The sequence below is a fragment of the Rhizobium sp. 1399 genome (genome assembly GCF_031455475.1).
Taxonomy (GTDB): domain Bacteria; phylum Pseudomonadota; class Alphaproteobacteria; order Rhizobiales; family Rhizobiaceae; genus Rhizobium.
Genome location: NZ_JAVDSU010000017.1, coordinates 44,141 through 65,188 on the forward strand (window position 1 = coordinate 44,141; position 21,048 = coordinate 65,188).

General features: G+C 60.8%; 18 protein-coding genes. 13 read left to right on the top strand and 5 right to left on the bottom strand.

Annotated features, from left to right (window positions below; translation table 11 throughout):
- The first annotated feature begins 57 nt into the window (after positions 1-57).
- From J2X71_RS33525 to J2X71_RS33550, 6 genes are all read left to right on the top strand, one after another.
- Entirely contained in the window at positions 58-1,605 is a 1,548-nt protein-coding gene (locus J2X71_RS33525) for an amino acid permease (RefSeq protein WP_310389261.1), read from the top strand.
- Between the two features lie 146 nt (positions 1,606-1,751).
- Entirely contained in the window at positions 1,752-3,116 is a 1,365-nt protein-coding gene (locus tag J2X71_RS33530; RefSeq protein ID WP_310389264.1) for a glutamine synthetase family protein, read from the top strand.
- Between the two features lie 100 nt (positions 3,117-3,216).
- Positions 3,217-4,602 (top strand): aldehyde dehydrogenase family protein, encoded by a 1,386-nt coding sequence (locus J2X71_RS33535; protein ID WP_310389266.1) that lies wholly within the window; start codon positions 3,217-3,219, stop codon positions 4,600-4,602.
- Positions 4,599-5,753: an iron-containing alcohol dehydrogenase gene (locus J2X71_RS33540; protein ID WP_310389269.1), complete on the top strand. Its 1,155-nt coding sequence runs from the start codon at positions 4,599-4,601 to the stop codon at positions 5,751-5,753. The genes J2X71_RS33535 and J2X71_RS33540 overlap by 4 nt, the downstream gene beginning before the upstream one ends.
- Positions 5,754-5,999: 246 nt before the next feature.
- Positions 6,000-6,710 (top strand): ParA family protein, encoded by a 711-nt coding sequence (locus J2X71_RS33545; protein WP_310389271.1) that lies wholly within the window; start codon positions 6,000-6,002, stop codon positions 6,708-6,710.
- A 127-nt stretch (positions 6,711-6,837) separates the two neighbouring features.
- Positions 6,838-7,953 carry a hypothetical protein gene (locus J2X71_RS33550; RefSeq protein WP_310389273.1) on the top strand — a complete coding sequence of 372 codons (1,116 nt, stop codon included), beginning with the start codon at positions 6,838-6,840 and terminating at the stop codon, positions 7,951-7,953.
- Positions 7,954-7,959: 6 nt separating this feature from the next.
- Here the strand turns inward: J2X71_RS33550 and J2X71_RS33555 are convergent, their stop codons facing one another.
- Positions 7,960-9,345, bottom strand: a complete 1,386-nt coding sequence (locus tag J2X71_RS33555; protein ID WP_310389275.1) for a L,D-transpeptidase — start codon at positions 9,343-9,345, stop codon at positions 7,960-7,962.
- Positions 9,346-9,600: 255 nt separating this feature from the next.
- On the opposite strand from J2X71_RS33555, the gene J2X71_RS33560 reads away from it, so the two are divergent.
- The 3 genes from J2X71_RS33560 (at position 9,601) to J2X71_RS33570 (ending at position 11,381) form a co-directional block, all read left to right on the top strand.
- On the top strand, positions 9,601-10,437 hold the full coding sequence (locus J2X71_RS33560; RefSeq protein ID WP_310389277.1) for a DUF4432 family protein: 837 nt from the start codon (positions 9,601-9,603) through the stop codon (positions 10,435-10,437).
- An 87-nt stretch (positions 10,438-10,524) separates the two neighbouring features.
- Complete coding sequence (locus J2X71_RS33565; protein WP_310389279.1) at positions 10,525-10,863, top strand: TIGR01244 family sulfur transferase; 339 nt, start codon at positions 10,525-10,527, stop codon at positions 10,861-10,863.
- Between the two features lie 173 nt (positions 10,864-11,036).
- Positions 11,037-11,381, top strand: a complete 345-nt coding sequence (locus tag J2X71_RS33570) for a RidA family protein (protein WP_310389281.1) — start codon at positions 11,037-11,039, stop codon at positions 11,379-11,381.
- Positions 11,382-11,441: 60 nt separating this feature from the next.
- Here the strand turns inward: J2X71_RS33570 and J2X71_RS33575 are convergent, their stop codons facing one another.
- Genes J2X71_RS33575 through J2X71_RS33590 form a run of 4 tightly spaced genes read right to left on the bottom strand, consistent with a single transcriptional unit; the run spans position 11,442 to position 16,260 of the window.
- Positions 11,442-13,100, bottom strand: coding sequence for a thiamine pyrophosphate-binding protein (locus tag J2X71_RS33575; protein WP_310389283.1), 1,659 nt, complete (start codon positions 13,098-13,100; stop codon positions 11,442-11,444).
- Between the two features lie 13 nt (positions 13,101-13,113).
- Positions 13,114-14,313: a CaiB/BaiF CoA-transferase family protein gene (locus J2X71_RS33580; protein ID WP_310389285.1), complete on the bottom strand. Its 1,200-nt coding sequence runs from the start codon at positions 14,311-14,313 to the stop codon at positions 13,114-13,116.
- A gap of 44 nt (positions 14,314-14,357) precedes the next feature.
- The gene (locus J2X71_RS33585) at positions 14,358-15,314 is read right to left on the bottom strand and encodes a DMT family transporter (protein ID WP_310389287.1); all 957 of its coding nucleotides are present in this window, start codon (positions 15,312-15,314) and stop codon (positions 14,358-14,360) included.
- 1 nt (position 15,315) lies between these two features.
- Positions 15,316-16,260 (bottom strand): alpha/beta hydrolase, encoded by a 945-nt coding sequence (locus J2X71_RS33590; protein WP_310389289.1) that lies wholly within the window; start codon positions 16,258-16,260, stop codon positions 15,316-15,318.
- A gap of 170 nt (positions 16,261-16,430) precedes the next feature.
- On the opposite strand from J2X71_RS33590, the gene J2X71_RS33595 reads away from it, so the two are divergent.
- The 4 genes from J2X71_RS33595 to metF all read left to right on the top strand — a co-directional run bounded on the left by J2X71_RS33595 (position 16,431) and on the right by metF (position 21,013).
- Positions 16,431-17,168, top strand: a complete 738-nt coding sequence (locus J2X71_RS33595; protein WP_310389292.1) for a ribonuclease T2 family protein — start codon at positions 16,431-16,433, stop codon at positions 17,166-17,168.
- Positions 17,169-17,276: 108 nt separating this feature from the next.
- Positions 17,277-18,926 carry an energy-dependent translational throttle protein EttA gene (gene ettA / locus J2X71_RS33600; protein ID WP_310389294.1) on the top strand — a complete coding sequence of 550 codons (1,650 nt, stop codon included), beginning with the start codon at positions 17,277-17,279 and terminating at the stop codon, positions 18,924-18,926.
- 158 nt (positions 18,927-19,084) lie between these two features.
- Complete coding sequence (locus tag J2X71_RS33605) at positions 19,085-20,110, top strand: metalloregulator ArsR/SmtB family transcription factor (protein WP_310389296.1); 1,026 nt, start codon at positions 19,085-19,087, stop codon at positions 20,108-20,110.
- Positions 20,111-21,013 carry a methylenetetrahydrofolate reductase [NAD(P)H] gene (metF, locus tag J2X71_RS33610; protein ID WP_113322245.1) on the top strand — a complete coding sequence of 301 codons (903 nt, stop codon included), beginning with the start codon at positions 20,111-20,113 and terminating at the stop codon, positions 21,011-21,013. It begins immediately after the preceding gene.
- Positions 21,014-21,048 lie beyond the last annotated feature (35 nt).

Genomic DNA, 21,048 nt, shown 5'->3' on the forward strand with positions numbered 1-21,048 from the left:
CACTATTGGCACAGGATCGGCCGCAATTCCGCGGGCGATTGTCAACAGGGGGAAGTCATGTCGGACTATACCGAAAGTGATAAGAAGCAGGATGTACATATCCTGCATTCCATGGGCTATGCCCAGGAACTCGAACGGCGGATGAGCTCGTTTTCGAATTTCGCCGTTTCCTTTTCGATCATCTGCATCCTCTCCGGCGGTATCAACTCGCTGGCGCAGGCGACCTCGGGCGCGGGCGGTGCCGCCATCGGCATCGGCTGGCCGATCGGCTGCTTTGTTTCGCTCGTTTTTGCCGTCGCCATGGCGCAGATCAGCTCCGCCTATCCGACTGCGGGCGGCCTCTATCACTGGGGTTCGATCCTCGGCAACCGTTTCACCGGCTGGCTGACAGCCTGGTTCAACCTGCTTGGCCTCGTCACCGTTCTCGGCGCCATCAATGTCGGCACCTATTATTTCTTCATGGGCGCCTTCGGCACGAGCTATCTCGGCCTGACGGACACGACGCTGGTGCGGATCGTCTTCCTGGTGATCATCACCGGCGCGCAGGCGCTTGTGAACCATATGGGCATCGGGCTCACCGCAAAGCTCACGGACTTCTCCGGCTACCTGATCTTTGCAACCGCGATCGTGCTCGCAGCTGTGTGCCTGCTTGCCGCACCTTCTTATGAGTTCGGCCGGCTCTTCACCTTTGCCAACTATTCCGGCGAAGTCGGCGGCAATGTATGGCCCACGACATCGGGCGCCTGGGTGTTCCTGCTCGGCCTTCTGCTGCCGATCTACACCATCACCGGTTATGATGCTTCCGCGCATACTTCGGAAGAAACCGTCAAGGCGGCGCATTCCGTTCCGCGCGGCATGGTCGCGTCGGTCCTGTGGTCGGCGCTTTTCGGCTACATCATGCTGTGCGCCTTCGTGCTCATGCTGCCGAACATGGACGACGCGGCAAAGCAGGGCTGGAACGTGTTTTTCTGGGCGATGGACAGCCAGGTGAACCCGATCGTCAAGGATATCCTGTATCTGGCGATCTTCGTCAGCCAATGGCTGTGCGGCCTTGCGACCGTCACCTCGGTCTCGCGCATGATCTTCGCCTTTTCGCGTGATGGCGGCCTGCCGGCCTCCAAGGCGCTGTCGAAGGTCAGCCCGAACTACCGCACGCCGGTTGCTGCGATCTGGACGGGCTCGATCCTCTCGGTGCTCTTCGTCTGGGGCTCGTCGCTCGTCTCGATCGGCGACACGCCGGTTTACACGATTGTCGTATCCTGCACGGTCATCTTCCTGTTCTTCTCCTTCGCGATCCCGATCGCACTCGGCCTCTTTGCCTGGGGAACCTCGAAGTGGGACAAGATGGGTCCGTGGAACCTCGGCGAAGGCATGTTCAAGCTCTTCGCGGTCCTCTCGATCCTCGCGATGATCCTGATCTTCGTTCTCGGCATTCAGCCGCCGAACAGGCCGGCGCTCTACGTCACGGTAGGGTTCCTGGTGCTGACGGGCATCGTCTGGTTCGGCTTCGAAAGCCGCCGCTTCAAGGGCCCGCCGATCGGCGACGAAGTGGCAAAACGCCAGGCCGAGATCGCAGCGGCCGAAAAGGCCGTCGGCGAAAGCTAAGAACTGAGGCTTCCCTCTCACATGGCGGGGCCGCATCACGCGGCCCCCTCACGGTTCAACGAAAAGGCATCGGGCGGGTTGATCCCGGCGGTCGCATGCCGTTTCGTTTTCCCGATTTCTCAGGTTCAATTTCAGGCGGATACATCATGAGCAGCTATACTCTCGACGATCTCAGACAGGACGTTGCCGACGGGCGCATCGATACGGTGCTTGCCTGCCAGGTGGACATGCAGGGGCGCCTGATGGGCAAGCGTTTCCAGGCGGAGTTTTTCCTCGAAAGCGCCTGGAAGGAAACGCATAGCTGCAACTACCTACAGGCAACCGACATGGAGATGGAAACCGTCTCCGGCTACAAGGCGACGAGCTGGGAAAAGGGCTACGGCGACTATACGATGAAGCCGGACCTTTCGACGCTGCGCGTCATTCCCTGGCTCGAAGGTACCGCGCTCGTTCTCTGCGACGTGCTCGACCACCATACGCATGAGGAAGTGGCCCATTCGCCGCGCGCGATCCTGAAGAAGCAGGTCAAGCGCCTGGAGGACATGGGCATGAAGGCCTATATGGCCTCCGAACTCGAATTCTTCCTGTTCGACCAGACCTACGAGGCGGCACAGGCTTCCGGCTACCGCAACCTGAAGCTCGCCAGCGCCTATAATGAGGACTACCACATCTTCCAGACGACCAAGGAAGAAGAGGTGATGCGGGCGATTCGCAAAGGCCTGCAGGGTGCCGGCATTCCGGTCGAAAATTCTAAGGGCGAGGCGTCTGCCGGCCAGGAAGAAATCAATGTGCGTTATGCCGATGCGCTCACCATGGCCGACCGCCATGCGATCATCAAGAACGGCTGCAAGGAAATCGCCTGGTCGAAGGGTAAGGCGATCACCTTCCTCGCCAAGTGGCATTACAACGCCGCCGGCAGCTCCTCGCATATCCACCAGTCGCTCTGGAGCCTCGAAGAAAAGCCGCTCTTCTTCGACCATGCCGGCCATCATGGCATGACACCGCTGATGCAGAACTATATTGCCGGCCTGCTCAGCCACGCGAGCGAAATCACCTATTTCCTGGCGCCTTACATCAACTCCTACAAGCGCTTCATGGCCGGCACTTTCGCGCCGACAAAGGCCGTCTGGAGCAAGGATAACCGCACGGCGGGCTACCGCCTCTGCGGCGAGGAAACCAAGGCGATCCGTATCGAATGCCGCGTCGGAGGTTCCGATCTCAATCCCTATCTTGCCTTCGCGGCCCTGCTTGCCGCCGGCATCGACGGCATCGAGAAGAAGCTGGAACTGGAGGCGCCCTATGTGGGCGATGCCTATTTCGGCAAGGACATCCGCGAGATCCCGCGCACGCTGCGCTCCGCCACCAAGGCCATGACGGAATCGGAGATGCTGCGGGCAGCCTTCGGCGACGAGGTGATCGATCACTATACCCGCGCGGCCGAATGGGAGCAGGAAGAATACGACCGCCGCATCACGGATTGGGAAGTGGCGCGCGGCTTCGAGAGAGCTTAAGAACGTATCCGAAGCGGAAAGCCGCCCGACTGGATTCTCCCTGCGGAAGACAAGTCGTGTCGTCTTTCCCTGCGGCTCAGAAGAAAACAGGATTTAGATCATGACAATGATCCAATGCATTTCGCCGATTGACGGCTCTGTTTACGCGGAGCGTCCGGCGCTTTCGCTTGAAGCGGCAAAGGAAGCCGTGGCGCGTGCGCGCAAGGCGCAGAAGGCCTGGGCCAAGCGCCCGCTCGAAGATCGCGTCCAACTGGTGTTGAAGGGTGTCGCCCGTCTCAACGAGATGTCCGATGTCGTCGTGCCCGAGCTTGCCTGGCAGATGGGCCGGCCGATCAAGTATGGCGGCGAATATCGCGGCTTCAACGAGCGCTCCAATTACGTCGCTTCGATCGCTGCCGATGCTCTGGCTCCGCTCGTCGTCGAGGAGAGCGGCAAGTTCGAGCGCCGCATCGAGCGCGAAGCGCATGGCGTCGTCTTCGTCGTGGCGCCCTGGAACTACCCCTACATGACGGCGATCAACACGATCGCGCCGGCGCTGATGGCGGGCAATACCGTCGTGCTGAAGCATGCCTCGCAGACGCTGCTCGTCGGCGAGCGGTTGGTGCAGGCTTTTGTCGAGGCCGGTATTCCAGAGGATGTGTTCCAGAACGTCTTCCTAGACCATGAGACGACCTCGGCGCTGATCGCCGCCGGCAACTTCAACTTCGTCAATTTCACCGGTTCGGTCGAAGGCGGTCGCTCGATGGAACGCGCTGCGGCCGGGACCTTTACCGGTCTTGGCCTCGAGCTCGGCGGCAAGGATCCGGGCTATGTGATGGAAGATGCTGATCTCGACGCTGCTGTCGATACGCTGATGGATGGAGCCACCTATAATTCCGGCCAGTGCTGCTGCGGCATCGAACGCATCTATGTGCATGAATCGCTCTATGACGCCTTCGTCGAAAAGTCGGTCGCCTGGGTTTCGAACTACAAGCTCGGCAATCCGCTCGATCCAGAGACCTCGCTCGGGCCAATGGCGCACAAGCGCTTCGCCAAGGTGGTGCGCGAGCAGATCGCTGATGCGGTCGCCAAGGGCGCCAAGGCTCTGGTCGATCCGAAGCTGTTCCCGGCCGATGACGGCGGCGCTTATCTGGCACCGCAGATCCTCGTCAATGTCGACCATTCCATGGCCTTCATGCGCGAAGAGACCTTCGGCCCAGCCGTCGGCATCATGAAGGTTAGGAATGACGACGAGGCATTGGCGCTGATGAATGACAGCCAGTACGGGCTGACGGCCTCGCTCTGGACCAAGGATGCTGAGCGTGCAGGGCGCCTTGGCCGCGAAATCGAAACCGGCACTGTCTTCATGAACCGCGCCGATTATCTCGATCCGGCTCTGTGCTGGACCGGCGTCAAGGAAACCGGCCGCGGCGGCTCGCTGTCGATTATCGGCTTCCACAATCTGACGCGCCCGAAATCCTACCATCTCAAGAAGGTCACAGCATGAGCAGCGCCAACATCACCGCAAACTGGAGCTACCCGACATCAGTCAAGCTCGGCCGTGGCCGCATCAAGGAACTGGCCGACGCCTGCAAGAGCCTCGGCATGAAGAAGCCGCTGCTCGTCACCGACCGCGGCCTCGCCTCGATGGCGATCACCAAGAACGCGCTCGACATTCTCGAAGATGCCGGCCTCGGCCGGGCGATCTTCGCCGATGTCGATCCGAACCCGAACGAGAAGAACCTCGAGGCCGGCATCAAGGCCTTCCGCGATGGCGGCCATGACGGCGTTGTTGCCTTCGGCGGCGGTTCGGGCCTCGATCTTGGCAAGTGCGTCGCCTTCATGGTCGGCCAGACGCGCCCGGTCTGGGATTTCGAGGATATCGGCGACTGGTGGACACGGGCGAGCGTTGAAGGCATCGTGCCGATCGTTGCCGTACCGACGACGGCCGGCACCGGTTCGGAAGTCGGCCGCGCCAGCGTCATCACCAATTCCGCGACGCATGTGAAGAAGATCATTTTCCATCCGAAGTTCCTGCCGGGTGTCGTCATCGCCGATCCGGAACTGACGGTCGGCATGCCGAAGATCATTACCGCCGGCACCGGCATGGATGCCTTCGCGCATTGCCTGGAGGCCTATTCCTCGCCCTTCTATCATCCGATGTCGGCCGGCATCGCGCTGGAGGGCATGCGGCTCGTCAAGGAATTCCTGCCGCGCGCCTATAAGGAAGGCACGGATCTGGAAGCCCGGGCCAACATGATGTCGGCTGCCGCCATGGGCGCGGTCGCCTTCCAGAAGGGGCTTGGCGCCATCCATGCGCTCTCGCACCCGATCGGCGCCGTCTACAACACCCATCACGGCATGACCAATGCCGTCGTCATGCCCGCGGTTCTGCGCTTCAACCGTTCGGCCATCGAAGAGAAGATTGCGCGCGCCGCGGCCTATCTCGGAATTTCGGGTGGTTTCGACGGTTTCTACGATTACGTCCTGAAACTGCGTTCCGAACTCAACGTCCCCGACAATCTAACGGCGATGGGAATCACCCCCGACCGGATCGACGAATTGGCGGCGATGGCGATCGAAGACCCGAGTGCCGGCGGTAATCCGGTTGCAATGACGCTCGAAAATACCAAGACCCTGTTCAGGGATTGCTTCTGATCAGATAAAGGCGGACCTCTAAACTGGCCCGGAAAGCCTTGGCTTTCCGGGCTTTTTTCGTGCTTTACGCGCTTTTAGGCATCCTTATTTTTGAGGATGCGAAAAATGCAGGCCGCAATTTCGGCGGGCGTGTTTAGAGTTTGTTAACCACGATTGGCAAGGATGGGTTAACCGCACGATGCTCCGACAGTGCGATTAACAACGAGCGATGCCGGCTCGCGCCATTTCCCTTCGAGGACTAAGAATATGCCAGTCATCACATTCGCAAATACCAAGGGCGGCGCCGGCAAGACCACAGCCGTATTGCTGCTTGCTACCGAACTTGCCCGTCAGGGTTACCGCGTCACCATTCTCGATGCTGATCCGCAGCACTGGATTTCGCGCTGGCACGAAATCTCCGGCCATGTGGCAAACATCAGCGTCATCGATTTCGTAACGACTGCCTCGCTGCCGCTGCACATCAGCGAAAACAAGCAGAATACCGATTATTTCATCATCGACCTGCCGGGCGCGCGCAATCCGCTGCTGGCAACGGCCGTCGGCCTCTCCGACCATGTGCTCATCCCGATCCAGGGCTGCGCGATGGATGCCCGCGGCGGCGCTCAGGTTCTCGAGCTCCTGCAGTATCTGGAGGAGAAGGCAGGCATCAAGATCGGTCATTCGGTCGTGCTGACACGCGTCAACTCCATGGTTACCACCCGCGCGCTGCAGCTCGTCAAGGCGCTGCTGAACGAGCGCCACGTGCCGGTTCTCGATACGGCCATCATCGAACGCTCGGCCTTCCGCGACATCTTCGATTGCGGCGGCACTCTGCATACGATGGATCCGATGCGCGTCAGCAATCTCGACAAGGCCCGTGAAAACGCCCTCTGTTTCGCAGAGGAAATCATCCGCAAGGTGCCGGGCCGGCTGCCGGTTGCTGTTCGGCTGGCAAACGCGATGCGAAGCGCCGCCTGATCAGAATATCGGAGTAGGGAAATTGATGCCTCGGCTTCGGCCGGGGCATTTTCTATTTGAAATTACATTTGCTCACTGGTGTAATGGTTATCAGGTTGTAAAAATCCCTTCACGCGCGAAGCAACGCATGAGCATCACCCGGCAAGTCGACGACAAGCTTATCGATTCCATCTATGGAATCGTTTTCGGCGAAGCGCGATGGGATACGTTCCTGACAGAGTTGAACGGGCTGTTGCCGGGGGCGGGAACCAGCCTTTTCTATCACGACGCTGCGCGGGCGGAAGGTTCGTCGCAATTCCACATCAACATGGATCAGTCGTGGATCGACACCTATACGCGCTATTACTGCCGGCTGAATCCGTGGATATCCGGTCTGGACAGGACACCCACGGGGCAGGGGGCAATCGGCGAGGATTTCATATCCTATGCAGAGCTTTCCAGGACCGAGTTCTTCAATGACTTCTGGCATCGGCATGAAGGTCACGGGGCCGTCGGCATGGCGATCTTGCGGGAGGGCAACCGGTCGTTCAATCTTTCGATCACCACGACCCGCTGGACCGACCCCAATGAGAGCCGGGCCTGTGCTGGGCTTCTGACACGGATCGGGCCGCATCTGAGGCGGGCCTTCATCGCGCTGGAATCCGGCGGCCGGCAAAAGAGCCATTCGGAGATCAGCGGACGACTGTTCGATGCCATTGGTGTCGGCGTGCTCCTCCTGAATTCAGAGCGACGACTGGTGTCCACCTCTGGCTTGGGAGAGGCGGTGCTCGAACAGGGAACAGGTGTTTGGCTTTCACCGCTCGGAACGGTGCATCTTGCCGACAAGGATGCCGATGACCGCCTCACACTGATGCTGCGGTATGGAGAGGAGGCGGAGCGTCAGCAGACGGTTCTGACCGACGGCCGGAAGATCACCTTGCTCAAGCTTGAAAAGAGCCACCAGCCACGCTTCTTCGAAAGGCCTGTTGTCGCCATCCTGATTGAGCCGAAACAAAGGCTCGCAGGGCTGAGCGATGAAAAACTGCGCAACGATTTCGGTCTCACGCAGGCTGAAATCAGGGTCGTCAGGGCGCTGGTTTCGGGAGGCTCGGTTGCGGGCCTGGCCGCCGAAACCAGCCGTTCACGAGAGACGATCCGCTCGCAGGTGCGGTCCGTCTACATGAAGACGGGTGCCAGGAAGCAGGTGGAGCTCTTGCGTCTCATCCAGTTCGGCGAGCGCCCGGCCGAGGCGCCGGGCGAATAGTGTCCCTCAATCGACGAATTCGACTGTCACGCCGGGCTTGACCATCTTGGCAAGCTCCGTCGCATCCCAGTTCGTCAGGCGGATGCAGCCATGGCTCTGGGTGCGGCCGATCCTGGAGGGGTCGGGCGTGCCGTGAATGCCATAGGTGGGCTTGGAAAGCGCCATCCAGACCGTACCAACCGGGCCGTTCGGGCCTGGCGGGATGTCGAGGATCCTGTCGTTGGCGCCTTGCTGGAAATTGATCTTCGGATTGTAGGTGTAGCCCGGATTGAAGGCGACGCGCTCGACGGTGACGATGCCTGATGGAGATGGCGTGTCGGTGGAGCCGATCGAGGCGGGGTAGGCGGCAACGAGGTTGCCGGCGTCGTCATAGGCGAAGACCTGCTTGCGGCCCTTGTCGGCGAGGATCTTCGCGACTGCGCCCTTCTTGTTCTCGCCGGGATTGACGACCTTGATGACGGTGCCCGGAATTGTGAAATCCACGCCGGGATTCATTTCCTTCAGGAAGTTCTCGTCCATGTGGAAGCGTTCGGCGAGCGCTTCGGTCACGGATGTGTAAGCGAGGGACGGCAGGAGCGCCTTCTGCGAATAATCTTCCGGGATCTGCGCGACATAGGGACCGGCCGCATCCGCATCCGTGATCGTGTAGTTGACGACCGGCAGGCCGCCATTCATGCGCAGTTCTTCGAGGATCGCATCCGTATTGTTTGGATCGAGCTTGGTGCCGGTCATCTGTTCATAGGCGTAGACCGCCTTGGTGACATTGGAGCCCATATGGCCGTCGATGACACCGGGCGAAACGCCGGAGCGATCCAGAAAGACCTGAAGGGCCACGATCTCGGGCTTCGACTTGTCCTTGAGGGTGATCACAGGTTCCTGCGGCACCTGACGCGGCTCATCGGCGGGTGGAATCTGCTGATCGGGCTCGATTGCGGCATAGTCGTCCTGACCCTGCTGATCGCCGGGGTAGGGCTGATCCTCGAGTGGCCGGCGCTCTATGGCAGCATCCTGCGGAATGGAGCCGGTTACCGGGCCGCGCTCGGAATAGCGCGTGTCGCCGTGGCGGTTATCGTCAGGATAATAGGGATCGTTGTTGTAGGCGTCGTTATAGACTTCGCGATTTGTGCGCGGCGAATAATAGCCGCGGGCGCGCATCTCGGTGGCGATGATGTTGCCATAGCGATCGACCAATACGCGATTGCCGCTGTAGTCACGGGCATAGACGAAGCCGCGGCCGGGCGGGACATAGTCGAGAATTTCGCCGCCTGGCGTCACCAGCACGATATCGCTCCGGTTTCGGCCATATTGCTGGGCATCGGCCTGTGGCGCGACGGCAGCGAGCGCCAACAGCATGGCCGAAAAAGAAAAGGCCGATTTCATAAAGCGATTCACGTCTCACACCTCGATCAGTGGCTCGGCAGACACACACCTGCGAATTTTGACGCTAGTGTGGAATTTCTTAAGCCGTGCTGAACAAAACATAAAAACAACAGTGTTTTGCGTTTACTCATAAACGCTTGCGCGAAGATGACGTTCCTGTGAAGTCGCCGGTTGCGGTGCTCCCTGACCATTTCACCGGTGTCGATTGACGAGGGTGATCGCACGACCTAACCCTACCGCAACCAAGATTCCCCGGGAGGACAGCCGATGATCGAATTTGCCGCCGCAAGCGGGCCACGCCTGATGCTGGACGAAACATCGGTGCTGGATATCGCCGGCTGCATTGTCGAGGGCGTGGATATCGCGCCCAAGCGGGCCATTCCTGACGATGGCGACCCGCGAATCGATCACTCGCTGGAAGGTTTCCTCTTCACCTGCGGTCCTGATCATATCCGCCACCGCCAGCCCATTCCCGGCACTGATGGCAAGATCTATCCGCTGCACGGCTCTGCCTCCGGCCATCCGGCCAAGGTGCTGTGGACGAAATTCGATATCGGCAATGCCGAATGCCGTGCCGATATCGATATCACCACCGTCGAGGGCCTGCCGCAGCGCATCGAGCGTCTCTGGCGGATCGACGGTGCCACCGGCGAAGTTTCCCTGGAGGATCGCGTCGTCAACACGAGCGATGAGACCGTGCCGACCTTTCTCATGTACCACATGAACACCGGCGGCAAATGGCTGGATGGCGGAACGCGGCTCGAAGGGAAAATGCTGGATGGTGGCGGTTTTCCCTGGACCTTCGGCGAGGAGCCGGGCGGCATCTTCTGCGTCGAGGCTCCGGCGACCGAAGACGGTTTTGCCGAAGTCCGGCTTGGGCCGATCGCAGCCGTTGGCGGCAGGACGCTGAAGGTGCGTTTTCGCGCCGATACGCTGCCGCATCTGCAGATCTGGCGAAACCAGAAGGCGCCGGCTGATATCATCGGTATCGAGCCCGTGTCGCACCGCTGGGTGCTGCGCCATGAACTGGAAGCTGCCGGCGAATTCAACTGGCTGAAGCCAGGCGAAAGCCGCAGCTACAGCCTGCGTTTCGCTTTCGTCTAATGAAGGGGTGATTGGCTGAAGACGTGTTGACGCTTGACAGGACGCGTCGTAGACCTTCAGCCCACCATTTTCGAGGAGATTGAGACGATGGATATCCGCCAGATCGACGATGAATACTCCGTTTCCGGCCAGATCACGGTTGAGGATCTCGACCAGATCAAGGCGCTCGGCTTCAAGTCCATCGTCTGCCATCGTCCGGACGACGAAAGCCCGGACCAGACGCCCTTTGGCGTCATCGAAGCCCGCGCCAAGGAGATCGGCCTTGAGATCACCCATGTGCCCGTCGGCCCGATGGGTGTGACCGAGGAAGCCGTGCAGGGCATGGTCGATGCGCTCGACGAATTCGAACGCCCGATGCTCGGCTACTGCCGCTCCGGCGCACGCTCCACGGCGATCTATCAGAAGACGCATCATATCCGCGCCTGATCCGGTCCATCCGGACATAATCTGACGCCGCCTAGAGCGGCGGGAAGAAAAACGGAATCACCTCCGCCGCTCTAGGTTTTTTATTCAAGCATCGGATTATCCGAAAACCGCTTCACACTTTTCGGTCCGATGCTCTAAAGCGGCGTCTTTCATTTGATGAACAGGAGAACACGATGAGCATCAAGCGTATCGACATCGGCGCCCGCATGAGCGGTGCCGTCATTCACGGCAACACCGTCTATCTCGCAGGCCAGGTCGGCGAAGGCGAAAGCGTTGCCGATCAGTGCAAGTCCGCGCTCGGCGAAGTCGACCGCCTGCTCGCCGCTGCCGGCAGCAGCAAGTCGAAGATCCTGCAGACGATCATCTATCTCTCCGACATCGCTTATTTCGCAGAGATGAACGCTATCTGGGAAGGCTGGATCGACCCGGCAAATCCGCCAGCCCGCGCCACCAGCGAAGCCAAGCTCGCTGCGCCGAAGTACAAGGTTGAGTTCATCGTTACGGCTGCTCTCGACTAAGAGCGTCCTGCTGCGACCAATCAAAGCCGGTGAGTCCGTGAACTAGATTAGTTCACGGACTCACCGGCTTTTTGTTTGAGCGATTTCCGAGAGAGTGCGCGTCGGCGTGATCGCTTCGGGATCGAGCTTTACTTCGATGATCGCCGGCTTGCCGCTGTCGCGTGCCCGCTCGAAAGCTGGCGCGAAATCCTCGGTCTTTTCCACCGTCTCGCCGTGGCCGCCATAGGCGCGGGCAAGGGCTGCAAAATCCGGATTGGTGAGGTCGGTGGCGCTGACCCGGCCTGGATACTCGCGCTCCTGATGCATGCGGATCGTGCCGTAGATGCCGTTGTTGACGATGACAGCGATGATCGGCAGGCCGTAGCGTACGGCGGTCGCAAATTCCTGTCCGTGCATGAGGAAGCAGCCATCGCCGGCAAAGCAGATGACTTGCCTGTCGGGAAAGAGCCGCTTGGCGGCAACAGCGGCCGGCAGGCCATAGCCCATGGAGCCTGAGGTTGGCGCCGCCTGCGTGTTGAAGCGGCGGAAGCGGTGGAAGCGGTGTACCCAGGTGGCGTAGTTGCCGGCGCCATTGGTGAAGATCGTGTCTGGCTTCGTATTGGCCTCAAGCCACTCCATGATCGGCCCCATATGGACGGCGCCGGGACCTGTCGCCGGCGGCTTCGACCAGGAGAGATAGGCCTGATGCATGCGCTCGGTGCGTTCGGCCCAGCGCGGCTCGGCGGGTGCTTCGAGATCGGTGAGCGCTTCGACGAAATCGGCGGGGCTGGCGCAGATGGCAAGATCGGGGCGATAGACGTGGCCGAGTTCCGACGGGTCCGGATAGATGTGGACGAGTGACTGGGCCGGGTAGGGAATATCGAGCAGCGTATAGCCGGAGGATGGCATTTCCGACATGCGGCTGCCGAGCAGGATGAGCAGGTCGCTCTCCTTGATCTCTTTCGCCAAGGATGGATTGATGCCGATGCCGACATCGCCGGCATAGGAGGGATGCAGGTGATCGAACAGCATCTGGCGGCGGAAGGAGCAGCCGACCGGCAGGCTGAAGCGCTCCGCGAAGGTCTGGAAATCAGCGACGGCATCGGCATCCCAGCGGGTGCCGCCGAGGATGACCATCGGCCGCTCGGCCTTCAAGAGGCGCAGGTAGAGATCATCGATCTGGCTGCGGCCGGGATGGGCCTCGACGCGCGTATGGCGCTTGGCGCGGGGCGCTTCCACCTCGTCGCGCAGCATATCCTCCGGCAGGGTCAGCACGACGGGACCGGGGCGTCCCGATGTGGCGATCGCAAAGGCGCGGGTGACGAATTCCGGGATGCGGGCGGCATCATCGATCTCGCCGACCCATTTGGCAAATTCCGTGAAGGCGCGGCGGAACTCGACTTCCTGGAAGGCTTCGCGCTCACGCGCCTCCCGCTGCACCTGGCCGATGAAGAGGATCATCGGGATCGAATCCTGCCTTGCGATGTGCAGGCCGGCCGAAGCATTGGTGGCGCCGGGACCACGGGTGACCATGCAGATGCCGGGTTCGCCGGTCAGCCGGCCCCAGCAATCGGCCATCATCGCCGCGCCGCCTTCCTGACGGCAGACGATCACGTCGATATCGCTGTCGTGCAGGGCGTCGAGCACGGCGAGGAAGCTTTCCCCCGGCACGCAGGAAAGGCGTTTTACCCCATTCGCCTTCAGCGCTTCGACGATCAGTTGTCCGCCTGTCCTCTTCATGGCCCCTTCTTTCTCATACCGACGTCTTCCTCTCCCATTGCAGAAGTTCGGCCAGAACCTCTTCATTGTGCTCGCCAAGGCGTGGGCTCGGCCGCTCGTAACGCAGCGGTGTTTCCGACAGCACGACAGGCGTACGTACGCCAGGGATCATGGTGCCTGCGGCATCCGGCAGGTCGATGCGCAGGCCGCGTGCGACAATCTGCGGATCGGCAAACATTTCTTCGATCGTGTTGATGGCGCCGGCCGGCACGGCATTGTCCTCGCAGGCCTTCAGGAGATCCGCCTTCTGCCATTTCAGTGTTTCAGTCGAGATCATCCGGCGCACGGCATCCCTGTTGGCGACGCGGGCCTTGTTGGTCGCGAAGTTCTCGTCATCGGCGATGACAAGGCCGAGGATCGTGCAGAGACGGCGGAACTGGCCGTCATTGCCAATGGCAAGGATCAGATAACCGTCGGCCGTCGGCACGACCTCATAGGGCGAGATGTTCGGATGCGCATTGCCGAGGCGCACGGGCGCGCGGCCGGAAACCAGATAGTTCATGTTCTGGTTGGCGAGCACCGCCGATTGCACATCGAGCAGGGCCATATCGATCAGCTGGCCTTCGCCCGTCTTCAGTGCATGGATGAGGGCCGCTTCGATCGCCGAGACGGCGTAGATGCCGGTGAAGATATCGGCGATCGCGACACCTGCCTTCATCGGCTGTCCCTCAGGTTCGCCTGTTATCGACATGAAGCCGGACATGCCCTGGACGATGTAGTCGTAGCCGGCGAGATTGGCATAGGGGCCGGTCTGGCCGAAGCCGGTAATGGAGCAATAGACGAGCCGCGGATTGATCGCCTTCAGGCTCTCATGGTCGAGCCCGTATTTGACGAGCCCGCCAAGCTTGAAATTCTCGATCAGCACGTCGGCCGTGGCGACGAGACGGCGCACCAGCGACTGGCCTTCCTCGCTTTTGAGGTCGGCGGTGATCGAACGCTTGCCGCGATTGGTGGAATGATAATAGGCGGCCGAGAGGTTCTCACCATCCGCGCCTTCGACGAAGGGTGGCCCCCACTGCCGCGTGTCGTCGCCGCCGTCGGGGTTTTCCACCTTGATGACATCGGCGCCGAGATCGGCCAGCATCTGACCCGCCCAGGGGCCGGCCAGCACGCGCGCAAGCTCGATGACCCTTATGCCTGCAAGCGGCGGCTTCTTCTTCACGTCTTCCGTCATGTTCCTCCCAAGTTCCTCCCAAGTCCTCCCATGGGCGGCGGATTTCAGGGCGCCCGCGTTGCCTCAGATGTATCGGATACGGGTTTGGAAGCAAAGCGCCGCTCGCGCCAGATGATGTAGAGGCCGGACGCGATAACGATGAGGATGCCCAGCCATTTCAGCGCGTCCGGGAAATCGGCGAAGACCAGCCAGGCAAAGACCGTGGCCGAGACGATTTCCAGATATTGCAGGGGTGCCAGCGTGGAGGCGGGTGCTGCGCGATAGGCATAGGCGGCAAGGATGCCGGTGATCGCCGCGGCGATGCCGGTGCCGAGCAGGTAACCGAAGGCGGGAAGATCGGGCATCGTGGTATCGATGATGTCGGAGCCGCTGCCATAGCCGAAGAACAGGATGACGACGCAGAAGAAGATACCCCAGAGGCCGGTCTGGAACTGCATGGCCCAAGGGTCTTCCCGGTGCGACAGCACGCGCGTCATCAGCGCGAAGACGGCGATGCAGAAGGCGCTGACGACGGGCAGCAGGGCGATATAGCCCACCTCCTCGAAGCTTGGCTGGATGATCAGCATGGCGCCGAGGAAGCCGACGGCGCAGGCGCTGTAACGGCGCCAGCCGATCGTTTCCTTCAGGAAGATGCTGCCGAGGATCGTCAGGATGATCGGTTCGACGAAGAAGATGGCGATGGCATCGGCAACCGCCATGACCTTCAGCGTCGTGACGAAGCAGATCATCGAGATAGTGACCATCGCGCCGCGAATGGCATGATACCAGCTCTGCTTCAGCGAGAACTGGATCTTTGCGCCGCGCAGGAAGATGAAAGGCAGCATGGTGAGCGCCTGGATGACGAAGCGGAAGCCGGCCACTTCAGTGGAGGAGATGGTTGTCGTCGCCAGCTTCGAGAAGATGTCGATAAGCGGCGAGATCAGCACCGAGAGCAGCATGAAAAGCAAGCCGAACGTCACCTCGGATGAGGCGGGATGGCGGGTGGAACTCAGGCTCGTCATCTCAGGTCCTTTCGCTCGGGACCGTGCGGATTGCCTCGTCGCACCAACCGGCGAAATCCGCAATTGCCGTTTCCGCGCCGATCTCGTTCAGCGTTTCATGCCGCATATCCTGATATATCTCAGTGCTGATACGGGAGAAGCCTCGGCTTTTCAAACGCTTTGACAACCAGAGCACGGCTTTTCCATTGTTGGTTGCCGGGTCCTTGCCGCCGCCGACCAGATGGATCGGCATGTTCTTCGGCAGGCTCTCGAGCCGCTCCTTCTCGATGCCGCGGAAGGTGAGGGCGAAGACATCGAGCCAGAGCGAGACCGAAGCATCGAAGCCGCAAAGCGGATCGGCAATATAGGCGTCGACTTCGGCCGGATCGCGCGACAGCCAGTCGAATTCTGTGCGGTGATCGGGAATGGATTTGCCCCAAGCGGAAAATGTCATTCTGGGCAGCATGTCGCTCGGGACATCCGAGCCTTTCAGCATGCGCTCGGCAAGCAGGATCGCCTGTGCAGCGCGGCCGGACAGACCGACGGCGAAATTCGAATTCCAGACGGCAAGGGCTGCGAAACGGCCGGGGAGGTCGGCTGCGGCATTGAGTGCGATCAGGCCGCCCATGGAGTGACCGAGCAAAATGACGGGCAGGCCGGGGTGACTGCCCGTGGCAAAGGTGTGCATGGCGGCGATATCGCTGATGACACTCTCAATACCGTTGCGTCTCGCAAAGCGACCGAGCGGCGCATCATCGGCCGTTGTCTCGCCGTGGCCGCGATGGTCATGCGCATAGACATGGTGGCCGCTTGCAGCCATGGCCTCGGCAAAGCGGTGGTAACGACGGGAATGTTCGGCAAGACCGTGTGAAATCATCAGGATGGCGCGCGCTTGCCCCACGGCGGGCTGGTGATGATAGGCAAGCGAAGCCGCGGCGTTTTGCAGCCGCAATGTCTCGGAAAACATGCATTCCTCCCACGCCCAAAAGACCAGATATCAAGGCAAATGCAATATTGCGGTTTCGCTCATACATAAGAAAAGCATGCTTGCCCCTGCGATTCAGGGTTGCGCAAACTTCGGCTTCATGCTTGTTTGTTCCTGTATTGTTCTTTGTCGGAGCTATTTCGGGGCTAATAATGGGCAAGTTTCTACTCTCGGTTTCCATCCTGTTCCTTTCGCTGTCGTCAGTCGGTTCCGTATCCGCACAGGAAAGCGGGCGCACACGGTTCATCCTTGCGGCAAGCTGGCAGCCGGCGTTCTGCCAGACCAACCAGAAGAAGGCTGAATGCGCCAGCCAGAGCGGCGACCGCTATGACGCCACCAACTTTTCTCTCCATGGTCTGTGGCCGATGCGGAAAGACTATTGTGACGTATCCGCCGACCAGAAAGCCGCCGACAAGGACGGCCAGTGGACGAGCCTGCCGGCGGTGAACCTTTCGGCCGAGACGAAGAGTGCGCTCGACAAGGCGATGCCCGGCACGCAATCGGCGCTCGAGCGGCATGAATGGATCAAGCACGGCACCTGCACGAAAATGAGTGCCGACGATTATTTCGCCACCGCCATTCATCTGATGGGCGATCTCAATGCTTCGGCCGTGCGTGATCTCTTTGCCGCCAATGTCGGCAAGACGCTGAAGGCCGATGCAATCAAGGCGGCCTTCGACAAGAGCTTCGGCGCAGGCGCCAGCGACCGGGTGAAGATGAGCTGCCGGCGCGTCGGCAACAAGCGCGTGATCAGCGAACTGACGATCGGGCTTTCGCAGGATGCCGTTTCGGCTCAAGCGAAGGAGAAGGGCCTCGGTGGCCTCATCCAAGGGGCAGGGCAGACTTCCTTCGGCTGTGACGAAGGCATCGTGGATGCTGCTGGCTTCTGACGGAAACATGCCGAAATCCTGACGAAACAGGGTTTCGGCGTTGCCCGCGGGCGTGGTTTCGCCTACATAGCGGCCACGATTTCAAGTTTCCGCCCGGAGCATCCCAGCATGGCACGCCAGTTCATCTATCATATGTCCGGCCTCAACAAGGCCTATGGCAATAAGAAGATCCTCGAGAATATCCACCTTTCCTTCTATCCCGATGCCAAGATTGGTATCCTGGGTCCGAACGGCGCCGGTAAGTCCACCGTGCTGCGCATCATCGCCGGTCAGGACAAGGAATATACCGGTGAAGCCTGGCTCGCCGAAGGCGCGACGGTCGGATACCTGGAACAGGAACCGAAACTCGATCCGAACAAGACAGTGTTTGAGAATGTCATGGAAGGCGTTGCCTCCAAGACGGCTGTGCTCGAGCGCTACAACGAATTGATGATGAACTATTCCGACGAGACGGCGGACGAGGGTGCAAAGCTCCAGGACATCATCGACAGCCAGAACCTCTGGGATCTGGAAAGCCAGGTCGAGATGGCAATGGAAGCCCTGCGCTGCCCGCCGCGCGACGCCGAAGTCACCAGCCTTTCGGGTGGTGAGCGTCGTCGTATCGCGCTCTGCCGCCTGCTCCTGTCGCAGCCGGATCTGCTGCTGCTCGACGAACCGACCAACCACCTGGACGCCGAGACGATCGCCTGGCTCGAAAAGCATCTGCGCGATTATCCGGGCGCTGTGATGATGATCACCCACGATCGCTACTTCCTGGATAACGTCACCGGCTGGATCCTCGAGCTCGACCGTGGCCGCGGCATTCCCTACGAAGGCAACTATTCGGCTTACCTGCTCGCCAAGGCCAAGCGCATGCAGCAGGAAAACCGCGAAGAGGCAGGCCGTCAGAAGGCGATCAGCCGCGAACAGGAATGGATCGCGTCCAGCCCGAAGGCCCGTCAGGCCAAGTCCAAGGCGCGTATCAAGTCCTACGAGCAGCTGGTGGAGGCTGCCGAGAAGCAGCGTCCCGGCGACGCGCAGATTATCATCCCGGTCAGCGAGCGCCTCGGCCAGGTGGTCATCGAGATGGAGGGCATCACCAAGGGCTTCGAGGGTCGCACGCTGATCAACGACCTGTCGATCAAGCTGCCGCCGGGCGGCATCGTCGGCATCATCGGCCCGAACGGCGCCGGCAAGACGACGCTGTTCAAGATGATCACCGGCCAGGAAAAGCCGGATGCTGGATCGGTCCGCATCGGCGAGACTGTGCATCTCGGTTATGTCGACCAGAGCCGTGACGCGCTCGACGGCAACAAGACCGTCTGGGAGGAAATCTCCGGCGGTGCGGAAATCATCAAGCTCGGCAAGTTCGACATGAACTCGCGCGCCTATTGCGGCGCCTTCAACTTCAAGGGCGGCGACCAGCAGCAGAAGGTCGGCAATCTCTCGGGTGGTCAGCGCAACCGCGTTCACCTTGCCAAGATGCTGAAGGCCGGCGGCAACGTTCTGCTGCTCGACGAACCGACCAACGACCTCGATACGGAAACGCTGGGTGCTCTGGAAAGCGCGCTGGAAGCATTTGCCGGCTGCGCCATCATCATCAGCCACGATCGCATGTTTCTCGACCGTCTGGCCACGCACATCCTCGCTTTCGAAGGCGAGGGCCATGTCGAATGGTTCGAAGGCAACTTCGAGGACTATGAGCAGGACAAGGTTCGCCGTCTCGGCCCTGACGCCCTGAACCCGGGCAGCCAGGCCCACAAGCGCCTGACGCGCTGATCGGCTCTTTGCGCTTTTCGAAAGCCCCGGCTGGTCCGGGGCTTTTTTAATGTCTGCTGTCGTTATCACCACAGGCAAGTTCGCAAATCGGTAAAATGCCGCTTGCCTCAGCTATCCAAATCACATAAAGATATCTTTATATCTTGATTGGGTAGAGTATGAGCGAACCCCTAAGGCTTGGACTGGATGCGCTGGTGGACGTCTTGAAGGCGGCCGGCGAACCGACGCGCCTGCGGCTGCTGGCGCTGCTCGCGGCAGGCGATCTCACCGTAACAGATCTTACGGAAATTCTCGGCCAATCCCAGCCCCGTATCTCCCGGCACCTGAAGCTGCTTGGCGAGGCGGAATTGATAGACCGCTATCAGGAAGGCGCCTGGGCCTATTTCCGGCTGGCGCAGGAGGGCAAGGCCGCTGCTCTGGTACGGGCCTTGCTGAAGCATGTCTCCGAAAACGATCCTGTCGTCCAGCGTGACGGCGAGCGTCTGGCTGCCGTCAAGCGCCAGCGTGCCGAGCGGGCGCAGGCCTATTTCAGCCGCAACGCCGCCGAATGGGACGAGCTTCGCCGTCTGCATGCTGCTGACGAGGAGGTGGATGCGGCCGTCATCAAGCTGCTCGGGGCCAATCCGATCGATTCCCTGCTCGACCTCGGCACCGGCACCGGCCGCATGCTGGAGCTTCTCGCCGGCCGTTATCGTCGGGCGATCGGCGTCGATGCCAGCCGCGACATGCTGAGCGTGGCGCGCGCCAATCTCGACAAGTCCCGCATCACCACGGCTTCGGTACGCCACGCCGATATCCTGAACCTGCCTTTCGAGGGGCAGGATTTCGATCTGGTCACCATCCATCAGGTGCTGCATTTCTTCGATCAGCCTGACATCGCGATCACGGAAGCCGCGCGCATGCTGCGGCCGGGTGGACGCCTCGTCATTATCGATCTGGCGCCGCACAACCTCGAATATCTTCGCGACGAACATGCCCATGTGCGTCTCGGCTTTTCGCATCAGGCCATGTCGGACTGGGTGCGCAAGGCTGGGCTCGATATAGAGCAGGTCGTCGACCTTCATCCGGGTCAGCAGGGCGAGCAGGGCCTCACGGTCACGGTCTGGCTCGCACGCGACCCGAGGCGCCTGATGGCCTCGCTGGAGACCGAAGGCGCCGTACCTACATTTGCCGGGAGAGAATAAATGACCCAGAAAAACGACGCCCGCCGCCGCGATATCAGGATCTCCTTCGAGTTCTTCCCGCCGAAGTCTGAGGAGATGGAGGGCCAGCTCTGGAACACCGTCCGCGACCTGCAGGACTGGAACCCGGAATTCGTCTCGGTGACCTATGGCGCCGGCGGCACCACCAAGGCGCCGACGCTCTCCACGGTCACGCGCTTCCTGACCGATACGCCGCTTGCGACCGCGTCACACCTGACCTGCGTCAGCGCCACGAAGGAAGAGACGCATCAGGTGGTCGACAGCTTCCGCAAGGCAGGCGTCACGCATTTCGTGGCGCTGCGCGGTGACGCGCCTGGCGGCGTCGGTGCGCCCTACCAGCCGCATCCGGGTGGGTACGCCAATGCAGCCGAACTGGTGGCAGGCCTCAAGCAGATCGGCAATTTCGAAATCTCCGTCTCGGCCTATCCGGAAAAGCATCCGGAAAGCCGCGACCAGGCTGCCGATATCGAGATGCTGAAGCGCAAGGCCGACAATGGCGCCGACCGCGCCTTGACACAGTTCTTCTTCGACAATGACAACTTCGAGCGTTACCTCGAAAAGGTGCGTGCGGCCGGCGTCAAGATCCCTGTCGTGCCGGGCATCATGCCGATCCAGAACCTGACGCAGCTGAAGCGCTTTGCCGGCGCCTGCGGCACGGTCATCCCTGATTTCCTCGATCAACGTTTTGCCGGATATGACGACAAGCCGGAGGAGCGCGCCAAGGTTGCCGCCGATGTCGCAGCCGAGCAGATCGAGGATCTCGTCCGTCGCGGCCTCCACGAGTTCCATCTCTATACGATGAACCGTGCGCCGCTGGTTTCTGCCGTTCTCGCCAACCTCGGCCATTCGCGACAGACGGCGAGAAGCGCCGGCGCTGCCGCCTGATCAGACAGATACTGTTATCAGCATATAGGAAAAGC